This window comes from Sphingobium sp. VMM (assembly GCF_056790315.1).
Window position 1 is genome coordinate 74,698 of the sequence record NZ_JBXGSI010000004.1, and the last position, 13,120, is coordinate 87,817.

Annotated in this window: 16 protein-coding genes and 1 tRNA gene; 11 read left to right on the forward strand and 6 right to left on the reverse strand. The window is 64.6% G+C overall.

Going from position 1 to position 13,120, the window contains the following annotated elements:
* Positions 1-345: 345 nt before the first annotated feature.
* Positions 346-897: a hypothetical protein gene (locus tag ACUCV3_RS06780; protein ID WP_010339523.1), complete on the forward strand. Its 552-nt coding sequence runs from the start codon at positions 346-348 to the stop codon at positions 895-897.
* A 553-nt stretch (positions 898-1,450) separates the two neighbouring features.
* On the opposite strand, the gene ACUCV3_RS06785 is transcribed toward ACUCV3_RS06780, so the two are convergent.
* Positions 1,451-2,125, reverse strand: coding sequence for a spermidine synthase (locus ACUCV3_RS06785; RefSeq protein WP_010339522.1), 675 nt, complete (start codon positions 2,123-2,125; stop codon positions 1,451-1,453).
* A gap of 136 nt (positions 2,126-2,261) precedes the next feature.
* Between ACUCV3_RS06785 and ACUCV3_RS06790 the strand changes: the two genes are divergently transcribed.
* Positions 2,262-2,711 carry a hypothetical protein gene (locus ACUCV3_RS06790; protein ID WP_026108855.1) on the forward strand — a complete coding sequence of 150 codons (450 nt, stop codon included), beginning with the start codon at positions 2,262-2,264 and terminating at the stop codon, positions 2,709-2,711.
* Positions 2,712-2,891: 180 nt separating this feature from the next.
* Here the strand turns inward: ACUCV3_RS06790 and ACUCV3_RS06795 are convergent, their stop codons facing one another.
* Positions 2,892-3,188: a 3TM-type holin gene (locus ACUCV3_RS06795; RefSeq protein WP_004208747.1), complete on the reverse strand. Its 297-nt coding sequence runs from the start codon at positions 3,186-3,188 to the stop codon at positions 2,892-2,894.
* 14 nt (positions 3,189-3,202) lie between these two features.
* Positions 3,203-3,742 carry a glycoside hydrolase family 108 protein gene (locus ACUCV3_RS06800; RefSeq protein WP_482240463.1) on the reverse strand — a complete coding sequence of 180 codons (540 nt, stop codon included), beginning with the start codon at positions 3,740-3,742 and terminating at the stop codon, positions 3,203-3,205.
* Between the two features lie 838 nt (positions 3,743-4,580).
* Here ACUCV3_RS06800 and ACUCV3_RS06805 point away from each other — a divergent pair.
* Both ACUCV3_RS06805 and ACUCV3_RS06810 read left to right on the forward strand, forming a co-directional pair.
* Positions 4,581-5,030, forward strand: a complete 450-nt coding sequence (locus tag ACUCV3_RS06805) for a DUF1003 domain-containing protein (RefSeq protein WP_010338412.1) — start codon at positions 4,581-4,583, stop codon at positions 5,028-5,030.
* A gap of 94 nt (positions 5,031-5,124) precedes the next feature.
* Entirely contained in the window at positions 5,125-6,147 is a 1,023-nt protein-coding gene (locus tag ACUCV3_RS06810) for a nucleoside hydrolase (RefSeq protein ID WP_048938090.1), read from the forward strand.
* Positions 6,148-6,213: 66 nt separating this feature from the next.
* Here the strand turns inward: ACUCV3_RS06810 and ACUCV3_RS06815 are convergent.
* Positions 6,214-6,290, reverse strand: a tRNA-Pro gene (locus ACUCV3_RS06815).
* Positions 6,291-6,534: 244 nt separating this feature from the next.
* Here ACUCV3_RS06815 and yajC point away from each other — a divergent pair.
* The 4 genes from yajC to ACUCV3_RS06835 are packed head-to-tail and all read left to right on the forward strand — an operon-like array spanning position 6,535 to position 9,882.
* Positions 6,535-6,870, forward strand: a complete 336-nt coding sequence (gene yajC / locus ACUCV3_RS06820) for a preprotein translocase subunit YajC (RefSeq protein WP_004208743.1) — start codon at positions 6,535-6,537, stop codon at positions 6,868-6,870.
* A 7-nt stretch (positions 6,871-6,877) separates the two neighbouring features.
* Positions 6,878-8,479 (forward strand): protein translocase subunit SecD, encoded by a 1,602-nt coding sequence (secD, locus tag ACUCV3_RS06825; RefSeq protein WP_482240464.1) that lies wholly within the window; start codon positions 6,878-6,880, stop codon positions 8,477-8,479.
* A gap of 21 nt (positions 8,480-8,500) precedes the next feature.
* Positions 8,501-9,484 (forward strand): protein translocase subunit SecF, encoded by a 984-nt coding sequence (gene secF / locus ACUCV3_RS06830; RefSeq protein WP_010338409.1) that lies wholly within the window; start codon positions 8,501-8,503, stop codon positions 9,482-9,484.
* A gap of 53 nt (positions 9,485-9,537) precedes the next feature.
* Positions 9,538-9,882 (forward strand): MTH938/NDUFAF3 family protein, encoded by a 345-nt coding sequence (locus ACUCV3_RS06835; protein ID WP_080572851.1) that lies wholly within the window; start codon positions 9,538-9,540, stop codon positions 9,880-9,882.
* On the opposite strand, the gene ACUCV3_RS06840 is transcribed toward ACUCV3_RS06835, so the two are convergent.
* Both ACUCV3_RS06840 and ACUCV3_RS06845 read right to left on the reverse strand, forming a co-directional pair.
* Positions 9,883-10,428 (reverse strand): nucleotidyltransferase family protein, encoded by a 546-nt coding sequence (locus ACUCV3_RS06840; RefSeq protein ID WP_010338406.1) that lies wholly within the window; start codon positions 10,426-10,428, stop codon positions 9,883-9,885.
* 5 nt (positions 10,429-10,433) lie between these two features.
* Positions 10,434-11,585, reverse strand: coding sequence for a cation:proton antiporter (locus ACUCV3_RS06845; protein ID WP_010338405.1), 1,152 nt, complete (start codon positions 11,583-11,585; stop codon positions 10,434-10,436).
* Positions 11,586-12,023: 438 nt separating this feature from the next.
* Here ACUCV3_RS06845 and ACUCV3_RS06850 point away from each other — a divergent pair, with 438 nt between their 5' ends.
* From ACUCV3_RS06850 to ACUCV3_RS06860, 3 genes are read left to right on the forward strand one after another with little or no spacing between them, the layout of a single operon-like run.
* Entirely contained in the window at positions 12,024-12,344 is a 321-nt protein-coding gene (locus tag ACUCV3_RS06850) for a hypothetical protein (RefSeq protein ID WP_010338404.1), read from the forward strand.
* Entirely contained in the window at positions 12,337-12,738 is a 402-nt protein-coding gene (locus ACUCV3_RS06855) for a hypothetical protein (protein ID WP_010338403.1), read from the forward strand. The genes ACUCV3_RS06850 and ACUCV3_RS06855 overlap by 8 nt, the downstream gene beginning before the upstream one ends.
* A gap of 16 nt (positions 12,739-12,754) precedes the next feature.
* A complete protein-coding gene (locus tag ACUCV3_RS06860) occupies positions 12,755-12,952 on the forward strand; it encodes a hypothetical protein (protein ID WP_138984471.1) in 198 nt (65 codons plus the stop codon).
* The last annotated feature ends 168 nt before the right edge of the window (positions 12,953-13,120 follow it).

The following is a 13,120-nucleotide window of genomic DNA, read 5'->3' on the forward strand; positions in this document are numbered from 1 at the left end:
TACTTAAATCTCCTGCTCCACGGGGCAGTTGGCGCCGCCCCATCTCAAAGCGTTCGGGCCTCTTTCCTGGCAAGGAAAAACAGGCCATGATGTTGCTTCCCGAGACGCAAAAAAGACGGCCAGTGCAGGAAGCACTGCCGCTGTTACGCGTGTAGGGAACGGCGGCCTTTATCGATTCGCCCCAAAACTGTCAATATCCGGCGCTTTTTTGAGGCTCTCCGTGCGATGAACGGAGCGGTTGCGCATGGGGGCAAGCGGCGATGGCCGTGGCCGGCCATCCGCCTCTACCGTCGCCCTGCCCCTTTTCGGGTTGAGCGCTCCGGCCGGCTCGGGCATGGAAGCGCGATGCGTCTGACCCGATTTCTTGTGTCCGCCCCGGCCCTTGCAGCGCCGCTGACCCTGTTGGTGGCCGGCTGCGTCGCGCCGCCCTCCGCGCCGGCGCCGCGCCCCGCGCCAGCACCCCGGCCTGCGCCGGTGCCGCCAGCCGAGCCGGCCCAGCCTGCGGCGGTCGAGTGGCAATATCGCCCTGCGACGCCGGGCAACTGGACCTATCGCGCCGATCCGGCCGGGCCGGTCGCACTGTTTGGCGAGTCGGCTTCTGCCCCGCGTTTGACGCTGCGCTGCGACCGGGCGACACGGCGGATCAGCCTGAGCCGCGCCGGCGGCGGGCAGGGGGCGATCACGGTGCGGACAAGCTATGGCGCGAGCAGCTGGCCGGCGGTGATGGCGGGGACGCAGGTGCCGCAGCTGACTGCCGTGCGCGGCGCGAGCGACGCGGTGCTGGACCAGCTCGCCTATAGCCGGGGCCGGTTCGCGATCGAGGTGCAGGGGCAGGAGACGCTGATCGTGCCGGCCTGGGCCGAAATATCGCGCGTGATCGAGGAGTGTCGGGGCTGAAAATCAGCGGTCCCGCCGTTTCGGCGCGGACGTTCAAGTATGATTCCAAAAAAGAATATTACAAGTCTTGATCCTGCAATCCGTCTGATTCACAGTCCGTCTCGTGGCCGATCGAGGGGTAGCTCAAAGCCGGTCACGCGGGCTTAATTAGCGAAAGGAGGTGATCCGATGTCTCATGGTTCAGCAATGGGGTCGGTCAAGTCCATTCGGGAAACGCGCCGCTGACGACGCCGGAGCGTCGGTACAAACCCTTCATGGTGTAGAGACCAAGAGCGCCGACATACAGGCCGTCTCCGCCAGGGGCTTTAGCGCGAACTTGTCTTCCTTCTGGGCGGTTTCCGGCCGCTGACCATGCACATGATGGGCCGTCGGGCATTGCGTCCCGGCGGCCCCTCTCATGTCCGGGGTGCGGCGCTTTTTTTGAGACATCGCGAAAGGGCGATGTCTCGGTACGGTGCCGGCCCGCGCCCCCGCCCAACCACCCGACAGGATGACGCTGGATCGGGCGGTTGGGCGGGGGAGCGGGCTGGAACCGGCTTTCTAAAACGGACCCTCAACGCCGGCGGGTTGCGAACCAGATGACGTGGCGGGGGCCCTTGCCATTGTCGCGCGCCTTGACCGCGACTTCCTCGACCGCGAAGCCCGCATTCTGCAACCGCCGGGTGAAGGCGGCGTCCGATCCCGCCGACCAGATCGCCAATATGCCGCCGGGCTTGAGCGCGCGCATCGCGCTGGAGAGGCCGGCATTGGTATAGAGCCGGTCATTGGCGTCGGCGGTCAGGCCGTCCGGGCCATTGTCGACGTCGAGCAGGATCGCGTCATAGCTGCCATGGCCGGCGGCGATCACATGGGCGACATCATCCATCACCAGCCGCACGCGCGGATCGTCCAGGCAGCCGGCGGCCAGATCGACCATCGGGCCGCGCGCCCATTCGATGATCTCGGGCACCAGTTCGGCCAGCGTGATCTGTGCCTTGGTGTCCATTTCCGCGAGCGCGGCGCGCAGGGTGAAGCCCATGCCATAGCCGCCGATCAGCATATGGAGGCCGGCGCGCTTGCCCAGTCGCTCCAGCGTCATCAGCGCCAGCGCCTTTTCCGACCCGTTCATCCGGCTGCTCATCAGCTCATTGCGGTCGAGCACGATCATGAAGTCGCCGCCGCGGCGATAGAGGCGCAGTTCCTGTCCGCCCGGAACGGCGGCGGTGCCCAGCAATTCGCGCGGTGTCATGGCAATGGTCCTCAAGCAGGGCGGGGAAAGCGGCCGCATGACAGGTCGCGCGCCGCTGCGCAATGGCGGCCCATCGGACGGTTCGCCGCCTATGGGCTGGCCAGCGGCGGCGCAGGGGTCTATCGGCACCCCCATCATGCGTTATTTTCTCGATACCGAATTCAACGGCTTTGGCGGCGCGCTGATCAGCGTGGCGCTGGTGCCCGAACATGGCGACGATGATTTCTATGCGTCGCTGCCACTGCCCGATGTGATCGAACCCTGGGTCGAGCGCCATGTCATCCCCTATCTGCGCCATGTGCCGCCGGGGCTGGACCATGAACTCAGCCGGATCGAGGCGGCCGACCATATCGCCGCCTATCTGGATGGCGATTCCGATCCGGTGATCATCGCCGACTGGCCCGAGGATCTGGCCCATTTCTGCGCGCTGCTGACCACCGGGCCGGGGCAGATGGCGGCGGTCGACTATGGGCTGCGGCTGGAACTGATCAATGCGGCGGGCTTCAGCGCGGCGGCCAACAGCCGGGTGCCGCACAATGCCCTGCATGATGCGCGGGCACTGCGCGACTTTTACGTCAATAATTGAGGCGAAAGGGGCGGTGTTGCGCACCGCCTCTGGCTCTCAGAGACTGTTTGAGAAAGTCGGTTCCGGCCCGCTCCCCCGCCCAACCGCCCGACAGGATGACACTGGATCGGGTGGTTGGGCGGGGGAGCGGGCTGGTACCGCGCTGAAAAATCGCTCTTTCGCGATTTTTCAAACAGGCTGTCAGCGCTCCGTGCCCCTCGCCTTGCCCCAGGCATGGGCCGCGGTATAGCCGAGATAGGCGGTGCCGAAGAGCGCGTAGAGCGGCTCGGGCAGGGCGTCGAGATAGGCGCGCATGCCCGCGATGATCGCACCCGCTACCTCCGGCTGCCAGCCCGAGATCAGCCCCATCGGGATCGACCAGAGCAGCAGCGCATAGATGACGTAGAGAAAGGCCGGCCGCGACCGCTGGGTCCACAGGTCGGTCGGCTCGGTGGGGAGGGGGCCGGGGAGCAGGGGAATATCGTCGGTCTTCAACATGATCGCGTCTCCCTTCAGCCGATGCGGTTGGCGAGCCAGCCATAGAGAAAGGCCTCGTTGGCCGGGCGGCTTTCGGCCAGCGCCAGATAGCGTTCGCCCTGCAAGGCCTCGATCGCCTTGATCAGCACGGCGTCGCCGGCTGTGCCGCGCAGGGTGCGGAAGGCGCGCAGCGCGGCAAGCGTGCGGGCGCCGATCGTGCCATCGGCCTTCAGGTCGGGATAGTCGCGCTGGTTGCGGTTGAGCGCGTTCAGCGCTCGCTGGAGAAAGGTGCTGGCGACCCCCGGTCCCATGTTGACGGCGGTGTCGAACAGTTCGGCGGCGAGCGCCATGCTCTGCTGCGCGACCGCGGCATAGCCCGGCCCATCCCAATAGAGCTGGCGATAGATGGTGCGCGCGGTTGCGGGCGGCAGGCGGCGCATGTCGCCGGCAAAGCCGTTCGCCCGCGCGACGCCCAGCGTGATGCCCATATTGGTCGGCCCGCCGCGATCGGCCGGATGGTCGACATAGCCACCCTCCCGCGCGATCAGTTCGTCCAGCAATGTGTCGATGTCCATGATTGGCCCTTCCATGGTTCGTGGATGGCGAATCATTTATCCCATATGGTTATCTGTAGGACAGGGTGGAATGGCATGGGCGCGTCTGTCGAAGTTCAGTGTAAACGGGCTTCTGGGGTCGTTCGCGCCTGAACCGCGTCGGCAACGCCTCTGCTGCGCGTCGGTCATGCACTGGAACGCGCCCCGTCCAACAGGGGCTGGGCCATCGTGCCGCGTTAACGCCGCGCGCGGCACGCGCCCCGGACGCGACACCCACGCGCCTTGCTTGCACGCGGCACGCACCGGTCGACTGGCGCGGGCGCATTCACTCGCACCACCAAGTGTAGAGCAGGGAGAGAGAGCGTAGGAAAGGGGATGTCGGGGCGGGGCCAGCATGGCGCAGCCCGGATAGCGCTCGGTCCGCTTCCGGGCGGAAGGCTGCCTGGCGCGAAGCGAGCAGGAGCGCTCATTCCTTCTCCCGTTGGCGGGAGAAGGATACGAAGCCTTGCCGGCAAAGCCGGTTAGGCGAAGTTGGATGAGGGCGGCTTGTTTCAGAAGACCCTCACCCTCCCACGCCTTCGGCGCGGGCCCCTCCCTCTCCCGTGAACGGGAGAGGGTAGGCTGACAGTCCGCCCCCCCCTCTCCAACATGACCAAGATTTCATGATTGCGCGGATTGATCCGGCGCGGTGCGGGGTCTAGCGGCCATCCTGTTCCAGCCGGAATATTCCGCCCATCCTTTCGAGGAAATCATGTCCGACAACGACCATAGTCGAAAGACCGCGCGTTCGGGCATGGGGGCGAACTGACAGGTTCGGATCACCCGCCCGCCCCGAAGGCGCGGTCGCACGAGGTGATCCATGAATGCAGCCATCCGTTTTCTCGTCGGCTCCCTGCGCCGCGGACCCCAGGCCCCTGATCTCAACCGCCTGTTCGATGACGGCCAGACCTATGGCGAGCGGCTGGCCGACCGCGTCGCGGCGATCGGCGGTTCCTGGCGCTTCATCATCGGTTTCAGCCTGTTCCTGGTCGCCTGGGCGCTGCTGAACACGCTGGTGCTGGCGCGCCATGCCTTCGATCCCTTTCCCTTCATCTTCCTCAACCTGATGCTGTCGATGCTGGCCGCGTTGCAGGCGCCGATCATCATGATGAGCCAGAACCGCCAGGCGGCCAAGGACCGGCTGGAGGCGCGGCTCGACTATGAGACCAACCTGCGATCGGAAGCGCAGATTGCCAGCCTGCACGACAAGATCGACCTGCTGCTGGCGATGGCGGGCGAGAGGGGGGATATGGCAGGGGCGGCCGACTGATCTTCCGGCATTTCCGGGTCTTGTTTGACATTGTGGGTCATGGTCCCGCAATGTGGCTGCATGTCCAATGGGGCGACATGGGGAGGGTCAGGTCGTGCAGAACAGGCTTATCATCGATCGGCGAACATGGCTGGCGGGGCTTGTGGGGCTGGCCGGCCAGGCATCACTGACCGGGCCGGCTCACGCCCTGACCGCGCGGGTCCGCAGCCGGGTGATCATCGACAATGATTTTTCCGGCGATCCCGATGGCCTGTTCCAACTGGCGCATCATCTGTTGTCGCCTTCGGTGCAGATCCCGCTGGTCATCGGATCGCATATTCATCCCAGGGATTTCCTCGACGGGTCGGACCGGCAAGCCGACAATGCCGTGCAATGCGTCAGCGCCATTATGGATTGCATGCGGCTGCCGCATCGGCCGCCGGTGCTGGCGGGGCGCAATGCCGCGCCGGCGCCCGGCATGCCGCCATCGGCCACCCCGGCGGTGGCCGCGATCATCGCCGAAGCGCAACGGACTGATAGCAAATTGCCCCTCTTCTATGTTGCGGGGGCTGGCCTGACCGACCTGGCCGAAGCGGTGCGCCTGCGACCGGAGATCGCGCGGCGGATCATCCTGGTCTGGATCGGCGGGCCGGAACATGGGGATGTCGATCCCACCGTCCATGTCCGGGCAAGCAAGGAATATAATCTGACCATCGATCTGGCCGCCGCGCAGGCATTGTTCAACGATTCGGCAGTCGAGATCTGGCAGGTGCCGCGCAACGTCTATCGCACGCTGATGATCAGTCATGCCGAACTCGACCGGGAACTGGCAGGGGCGGGGCGGCTGGGCCGTTATCTGCTGGATCAGTTGGAGCGGGCAATCAGGCGGATCGATGCGCCGCTCGGCGAAACCTATATATTGGGGGACAGTCCGCTGGTCACACTGACCGCGCTGCAATCCTCCTTCGATCCCGATGCGGCGTCGAGCGATTATCTGATCCGGCCGACGCCGCGGATCAACGATCAGGCGGGCTATGTCGCACATCCGGCCGGGCGGCCGATGCGCGTCTTCACCCGGATCGATAGCCGGCTGACCTTTGCGGACATGTTTGCCAAGATCCGGGCCGGCAGCGTCTGACACGCAGGGGCAGGCCCTCCGCCGAAGCGGCGAAAATCATGGATTATGGCGATGTTCGGAGAATTTTGGTCGGGACGAGAGGATTCGAACCTCCGACCCCCACACCCCCAGTGTGATGCGCTACCAGGCTGCGCTACGTCCCGACCGGAGGGCGCCCAATAGAGGGATGAATTGGAAGTTGCAAGGGATTCGATGCAGGCTTTTTGCGGAGCGTGCAAATGAACGGCTTTCCCGTCCCTTGCCCGATGCTTTCAAAGCCCGTCATTCCGGGCGCGAAAAGCCAAGCTTGTTGCCTTGCCCCGGCCATCTGTGTTAGCCGCCCGCGCTTGATCCCATGCCCGCGCCCTGCGGGTTGGGGAGACCGAAAAACAAGGCGAAAGTCCCACCATGTTCATTACTCCAGCCTTTGCCCAGACCGCGGGCGGGCAAGCCTCCGGCGCCGGTATCCTGGTGCAGATGGCACCGCTGGTCCTCATCTTCGTCGTCTTCTACTTCCTGCTGATCCGTCCGCAGCAGAAGAAGATGAAGGAGCATAAGGGCAAGATCGACGCCGTGAAGAAGGGCGATCAGGTCGTGACCGGCGGTGGCCTGGTCGGCAAGGTCGCGCGCGTCGACGACATCTATGTCGATATCGAGCTGGCGCCGAACATGAAGGTCAAGGCGGTCAAGTCGACCCTGGCCGACGTGATCGACCCGACCACCGCCAAGCCCGCGAACGACTGATCCAACCATGCTGAACTTCTCGCGCTGGGCCATCGCCGGCATCCTGTTGCCGCTGATCATCGGCATCTTCTGCGCCGTCCCGAGCTTCCTGCCCGATTCGACGGTGGCGAAGCTGCCCCCCTTCATGCAGACGCGGGTCAATCTGGGCCTCGACCTTGCCGGCGGCAGCCATCTGCTGCTGGAAGCGTCGACCCAGGATGTGGCCAAGCAGCGGCTCGCCAATATGGAGGAGCAGGTCCGCACGGAACTGCGCCGGGGCGAGACGAAGATCGCGATCGGCGATATCTCCAGCCGTGACGGGAAGCTCAGCTTCATGGTCCGCAACCCGAGCGAAGTGGATGCCGCCGTCGAGCGCATCCGCCCGCTGACCCAGGGGGCGGGCCTGACCGGCCAGCGCGACTTCAATGTCGAGGTGGTCAACAGCTCCACCATCGTCATCACGCCGACCCAGGCGGGAATCGACAATGCGGTCAAGAGCGCGATGCAGGTCGCGACCGAAGTCATCCGCAAGCGCATCGACGAAATGGGCACGCGCGAGCCGACCATCCAGCAGCAGGGCGCCAACCGCATCGTCGTGCAGGTGCCGGGCCTGCAGGATCCCAAGGCGCTGAAGGCTTTGCTGGGCCAGACCGCGAAGCTGGAATTCAAGCTGGTCGACATGAGCGCCAATCCGAGCGAGGTGGCCCAGGGCCGCGCGCCGGTGGGCAGCGAAGTCCTGCCCTATCCGACCAATCCGGCCGGGCCGCCGGTGATCGTCGTCCACCGCCAGGTGATGGTGTCGGGCGAGGAGCTGACCGACGCGCAGCAGACCTATGACCAGCAGACCAACGAACCCAATGTCACCATCCGCTTCAACGGATCGGGCGGCAACAAGTTCGCCAAGGTGACGTCGCAGAATGTCAACCGCCCCTTCGCCATCATCCTGGATGGCAAGGTGCTGTCGGCGCCGAACATCAATGAGCCGATCCTGGGCGGGTCGGCGACGATTTCGGGCAGCTTCACCGTCGAGGGCGCCAACCAGCTGGCGATCGCGCTGCGGTCGGGCAAGCTGCCGGTCAACTTCGTCGTGGTCGAGGAACGCACTGTCGGTCCGGGCCTGGGCGCCGATTCGATCCGCGCCGGCCTGGTCGCGTCGATCGTCGCGGTCGTTGCCGTCGCCGCCTTCATGTTCGTGAGCTATGGCCGGTTCGGCATGTATGCGAACCTGGCCGTGGCGATCAACGTGCTGGTGATCCTGGGCGTGATGGGCATATTGGGCGCGACGCTGACCCTGCCGGGCATTGCCGGCTTCGTGCTGACCATCGGCACCGCGGTCGACGCGAACGTGCTGATCTATGAGCGTATTCGCGAAGAGCGGCGACGCGGGCGCGGGGTCGTGCAGGCGATCGAGTTCGGCTACAAGGAAGCCAGCCGCACCATCTTCGAAGCGAACGTGACCCATGCGATCGCCGGTGGCATCATGCTCGCGCTGGGCTCCGGCCCGGTCAAGGGCTTCGCCATCGTGCTGCTGATCGGCATCGCGACCAGCGTGTTCACCGCCGTGACCTTCACGCGCGTTCTCGTCTCGGGCTGGGTGCGTCGCACTCGTCCCACGGACATCCACATTTAAGAGGGGCGGGAGGAACAACCCATGAAACTTCTCAAGCTCGTCCCCGACAACACCAATATCGGCTTCGTCAAGCTGCGCCACTGGGCCTTTGGCCTGACGCTGCTGCTGACCGTGCTGGCGGTCGGCGCGACCTTCTACAAGGGCCTGAACCTGGGCGTCGACTTTGTCGGCGGCCTGATGATCGAGGCGAAGTTCCCGCAGGCGGTCGAGACCGACAAGGTCCGCGACACGATCGCGGGGCTGCGCGTGGGCGAAAGCTCGCTGCAGCAGTTCGGCGATCCCAAGACGGTGCAGATCCGCCTGCCGCTGCCCGAACAGGGCGGCGCCGGCGCGGCCAATGCGGTGGTCGAAAAGACCCGCAAGGCGATGGAGGCACAGTTCCCCGGCGTCACCTTCTCGCGCTATGACACGGTGTCGGGCAAGGTGTCGGGCGAACTGATCCAGAATGGCGTGCTGGCGGTTGTGCTGGCGATCATCGGCATCGCGATCTTCTCCTGGTTCCGCTACGAATGGCAGTTCGGCGTGTCGACCTTCGTCGCGATCGTCCACGACGTGCTGATGACGCTGGGCTTCTTCGCGATCACCCAGCTGGAGTTCGACCTCAACATCATCGCCGCCGTGCTGACCATCGTGGGCTATTCGATCAACGACAAGATGGTGATCGACGACCGTATCCGCGAGAATATGCGCAAATATCGCAAGATGGACATGAAGTCGCTGATCGACCTGTCGGTCAACGAGACGCTGCCGCGCACGGTCATGACCTCGGTCACCATCCTGCTGGCGCTGGGCGCGCTGCTGCTGCTGGGCGGCCATGTGCTGCGCGGCTTCACCGCGGCCATGATGCTGGGCATCATCGTCGGCACCTATTCGTCGGTCTATGTCTCCTCCTCGCTGCTGATCACGCTGGGCCTGAGCCCGCAGACGGCCGAGAAGAAGGCGAAGAAGGGCGGCATCGCCGCCCAGGCCGAGCGCATGGGCCCGCGCGACGGAGCCCAGCCCTGAGCGACCGTCACACCGGAATCGAACTGCGCCGCGACGATAGCGGCCAGGGTCCGATCGTCACCGGCTTTCAGGGCCGGGGCTTCCGGGTGAAGGACGATGTCTTCCCGGACGGGCTGTTGCTCAGCCCCGTCCGGGCACTGGCCTGGATGCAGGCGCCGGCGGTGTCGGCGATGAGCGTCGCGGCGCTGGGCGATTTGTTCGACCATCTGGAACTGGAGCCTGAATTCCTGCTGCTGGGCACCGGCAGCGGGTTGCAACAGCCGCCCCGCGCCTTCGTGCGGGAACTGGAAGCCCGCGGCATCGGCGTCGAGGCGATGGACAGCCGCGCCGCTGCCCGCGCCTGGGGCGTGCTGCGTGCCGAGGAACGCTGGATCGTGGGTGCGCTGCTGCCGCTCTGATCAGCCGGGCTGAAGTCGGGGATAGCGCGCCAGCCATTGCTTGGCGCGCACCCGTTCATCGAAGATCGTCCGCCTGGCGCCGAGAAAGGCCGGGCCGGGCACCAGCCGCAAGCCGAACAGATCATCCAGGCCGAAGGGGGCGTTGACCTCCAGCCGGTCGTCGGGCGTCAGACGGACGCCGATGGCGGTCGCCGTCTCGGTCCAGTGGCGCATCGCGTCGGCAGCATCGGCATAGGGGGCGTCCCGATTGCGCAGGTGCATCCGCGCCTGATTCTTGACCGACCAGTCGACGTCCGGGCGCAGCGTGGCCAGTTGCCGCTCGATCTGCCGGTCGAGCGCAGGATCGGTCCGGATGGGATCGAACCAGATGATGTCGATATCGCCGACGGGGATCGACGGGGCGTGGCCGTGGAGATGGTCCCAGACCGCATCGCGCACGAAGCCGGCGGCGACCCAGCCATCGGGCAGGTCAAGCGCGCGGAGCAGATGCAGGATGGCCATGCGCCAGGGATCGGCGTTCAGCAGATCGCGCAAACGGGCTTCCATGCGGATTACGACTTCATCGACCAGGCGGTCAGTTCCTCCAGGTCGAGGTCGCGTTCCAGTTCCTGCAGCACATGTTCGTCAATGTCGCCGGCGCGGTGCAGGCGCAGCAGTTCGGCGCGGCCGGCGGCGATTGCCTCCAGCACCAGATCGAAATGGGCGTGGAGCCGGTCGGCGAACTGTTCTTCCTGCCCGGCATAGTTTTTCGAGAGGACCGCGCGGCGCTGATAGCGTTCGAGCAGTTGCGGGTGGATGAGTTCGCCTGCCGCATCATAGGCGAGCTGTTCGACGCGCACGGCCTGGACCCTGGCGATGGCGGCTTCGGCATCGCTCATGCTGAGGCGGGGGCGATCATGAATCGGGTCGGAGAGGCCCGCCCAGCGGATCAGCAGGCCGAGCGTGGTGCCCTGGATCAGGACGGTGCCCAGGATCACGCCAAAGGCGGCGACCAGCAGGAAGTCGCGCCCCGGAAAGCCCTCCGGCACGGAGAGTGCGACCGCCAGCGTCACCACGCCGCGCATGCCGGCCCAGCCGAGCACGGTGGCGCCGCGCGGGCCGATCGGGCTGTAGCGGCGCAGGCCCATCGCGCGCAGCAGCAGGATGATGGCGTCCGAGCCGAACACCCAGACGAAGCGGGCGGCGGTGAGGGCGAGCAGGATGAGCAGCACCGGCACCGCCATATTGTCGAGCACGACGGCGAAGCCGCCGACCCGGTCGACCACGCCGCGCAGCGACGAGCCGATCAGCATGAACACGGTCGCTTCCATGAGGAAGATCATCACCGCCCAGAAGGCGGTGCCGCGCATCCGCACCGAGGCGGACCAGACGATATGCTGATACCAGCCGCAGATGAGGCCGGCTGCGACGGTGGCGATGACGCCGGAAACATGGAAGGCTTCGCCCAGCAGATAGGCCGACCAGGGCACCAGCATGGAAGAGGCGATCATCAGATAATCGTCACCCAGCCGCCGGACCAGCAGCACCCAGATGGCGCCGATCGCGCCGCCGACCACCAGCCCGCCGACGGCGAGCAGGATGAAGCTTTCGAGGCCGGCCACGGCACTGAAACTGCCGGTTGCGACGGCGGCGATGGCGAAGCGGAAGAGGACCAGGCCGCTGGCGTCGTTGAACAGGCTTTCGCCCTCCAGCAGTTTTCCCACTTTAATTCCCTAGCCCCCAAAACCGAAGGAAGGGGCGGCTGCGTAGCGTAGCCATCAGCTACGCGAAGCGAAGCAGCCGCTCCGGGCGTTTGAGCACCTGCCGACGGCTCTGCCGGAGGCCCGGTCAAGCACTTGAGACGTGCAATTACTGGCGAAGAGGGTGAAGTAATAAAAGCGAAAAAAGCGGCCAAATTTTCTCATCTCTGTTCTTGCAGAGCAGAATCCAATCTGCGACTGATCGGACGTCGTTGGTGGTAAGCCCGACGATGGGGCGTGGTAACCTCTCTAGCTGATGGCCGGTCGCAAAGTGTTGCGGCCGGGTGGCCGTCGCGCATGTCCAAGGCTCGCCTAAAGGCGACGGCGCTTGGAGCATCAGCCTAAGTTACCAACACCCGGCTCTGCCGGTCCGCCCCTGCTTGCAGCGTTGGAGGACTGAGCATGCGTATCGAGTTTACGGGTCACATTAAGCCCGAGGATTTTGATCGGGTTGTAGCAGCCGCTATGGGCGTGCTCGCGAACGAGGGCGTCGCAAAGATAAGCAGCGTAACCCTCGATTTTCTTGCCTGGGGTGCCGAAGGAGAACGACGGCAAGCAGTTGATAGCGACGGGTACATGGCAACGTTGACGATACCAGGCGAAGAATTGGCTGCCATCCCAACCGTGGTACAACTCCAAGCGCCGGAGACTGTCACGTTCCGCGATCGGCCTGAGGACATGGAATTCAGCATGTTCAATATAGGAGCGGGTCGAGATGACTGAGGATGAAATTCTTCAGAAGAACCTCGATTTGGCTATCGGTCTACCCGACGGATGGCGTGCTTTTTACCATCAATTGATCCACGAGTTAGCGGAGGTGGATGGAACGGCGACGGTCGTTCAAACCAAGGAAAAGTTCGGAGAGATGCGGGTCTATCTGAAGGCTTACAGCGAGCCGGCCTTTGCCCTTACCGATGCTGCTACTGCTCGTTCGCGCACCCTCTGTCAGCAATGTGGCGAGCCAGCGGTTCTTTCACGATCGGCTGACGGGTTTTACGCGACCGTTTGCTCACAACATTCGGCAGGGTTTGAACCTGCTAATTTCTCTCCCATGCGCCACGTTAGAGTGCTGATTCCTAAACCCGACGATGATGTCGAGGACGACGCGAGCTGGTGATGCAGCAGGAACAAAAATGAACGTTACTCTCCTCGAACATTTGTCGCGCATCCGCGCTCGCAAAGTCGAGCTTGGCATCGTTGATAGCCCCGAGCGTACCGAATCGATGCGCAATTTAGGGCTCCGGCGAACGGCGCGAAAACGCGCAGCTCTCGCGCGAATCTCCGAACGTTCTCGTGCGGCGGGTATTACTCCTCTGGAAGCGGACGACTAACAGTCAGGAGTACGCTTACTGACCAGTTGTCGCTACTTAGATCCGACTGATTGCTATCGACCAGAAATTGCCTTTTATGAGCGGGAACGCGAACGGCCGGGTTCCCCAAAAGCGGCCAACGCTTAAAAATGGGCAGATTGTCTCACCATCAATGGCACATGACAGAAG

What these genes read in the sequence shown, in the direction of transcription:
- ACUCV3_RS06780 (WP_010339523.1), top strand. Translation starts at nt 346, where the DNA reads ATGCGTCTGACCCGATTTCTTGTGTCCGCCCCGGCCCTTGCAGCGCCG.
- ACUCV3_RS06785 (WP_010339522.1), bottom strand. Translation starts at nt 2,125, where the DNA reads ATGACACCGCGCGAATTGCTGGGCACCGCCGCCGTTCCGGGCGGACAG.
- ACUCV3_RS06790 (WP_026108855.1), top strand. Translation starts at nt 2,262, where the DNA reads ATGCGTTATTTTCTCGATACCGAATTCAACGGCTTTGGCGGCGCGCTG.
- ACUCV3_RS06795 (WP_004208747.1), bottom strand. Translation starts at nt 3,188, where the DNA reads ATGTTGAAGACCGACGATATTCCCCTGCTCCCCGGCCCCCTCCCCACC.
- ACUCV3_RS06800 (WP_482240463.1), bottom strand. Translation starts at nt 3,742, where the DNA reads ATGGACATCGACACATTGCTGGACGAACTGATCGCGCGGGAGGGTGGC.
- ACUCV3_RS06805 (WP_010338412.1), top strand. Translation starts at nt 4,581, where the DNA reads ATGAATGCAGCCATCCGTTTTCTCGTCGGCTCCCTGCGCCGCGGACCC.
- yajC (WP_004208743.1), top strand. Translation starts at nt 6,535, where the DNA reads ATGTTCATTACTCCAGCCTTTGCCCAGACCGCGGGCGGGCAAGCCTCC.
- secD (WP_482240464.1), top strand. Translation starts at nt 6,878, where the DNA reads ATGCTGAACTTCTCGCGCTGGGCCATCGCCGGCATCCTGTTGCCGCTG.
- secF (WP_010338409.1), top strand. Translation starts at nt 8,501, where the DNA reads ATGAAACTTCTCAAGCTCGTCCCCGACAACACCAATATCGGCTTCGTC.
- ACUCV3_RS06840 (WP_010338406.1), bottom strand. Translation starts at nt 10,428, where the DNA reads ATGGAAGCCCGTTTGCGCGATCTGCTGAACGCCGATCCCTGGCGCATG.
- ACUCV3_RS06850 (WP_010338404.1), top strand. Translation starts at nt 12,024, where the DNA reads ATGCGTATCGAGTTTACGGGTCACATTAAGCCCGAGGATTTTGATCGG.
- ACUCV3_RS06855 (WP_010338403.1), top strand. Translation starts at nt 12,337, where the DNA reads ATGACTGAGGATGAAATTCTTCAGAAGAACCTCGATTTGGCTATCGGT.
- ACUCV3_RS06860 (WP_138984471.1), top strand. Translation starts at nt 12,755, where the DNA reads ATGAACGTTACTCTCCTCGAACATTTGTCGCGCATCCGCGCTCGCAAA.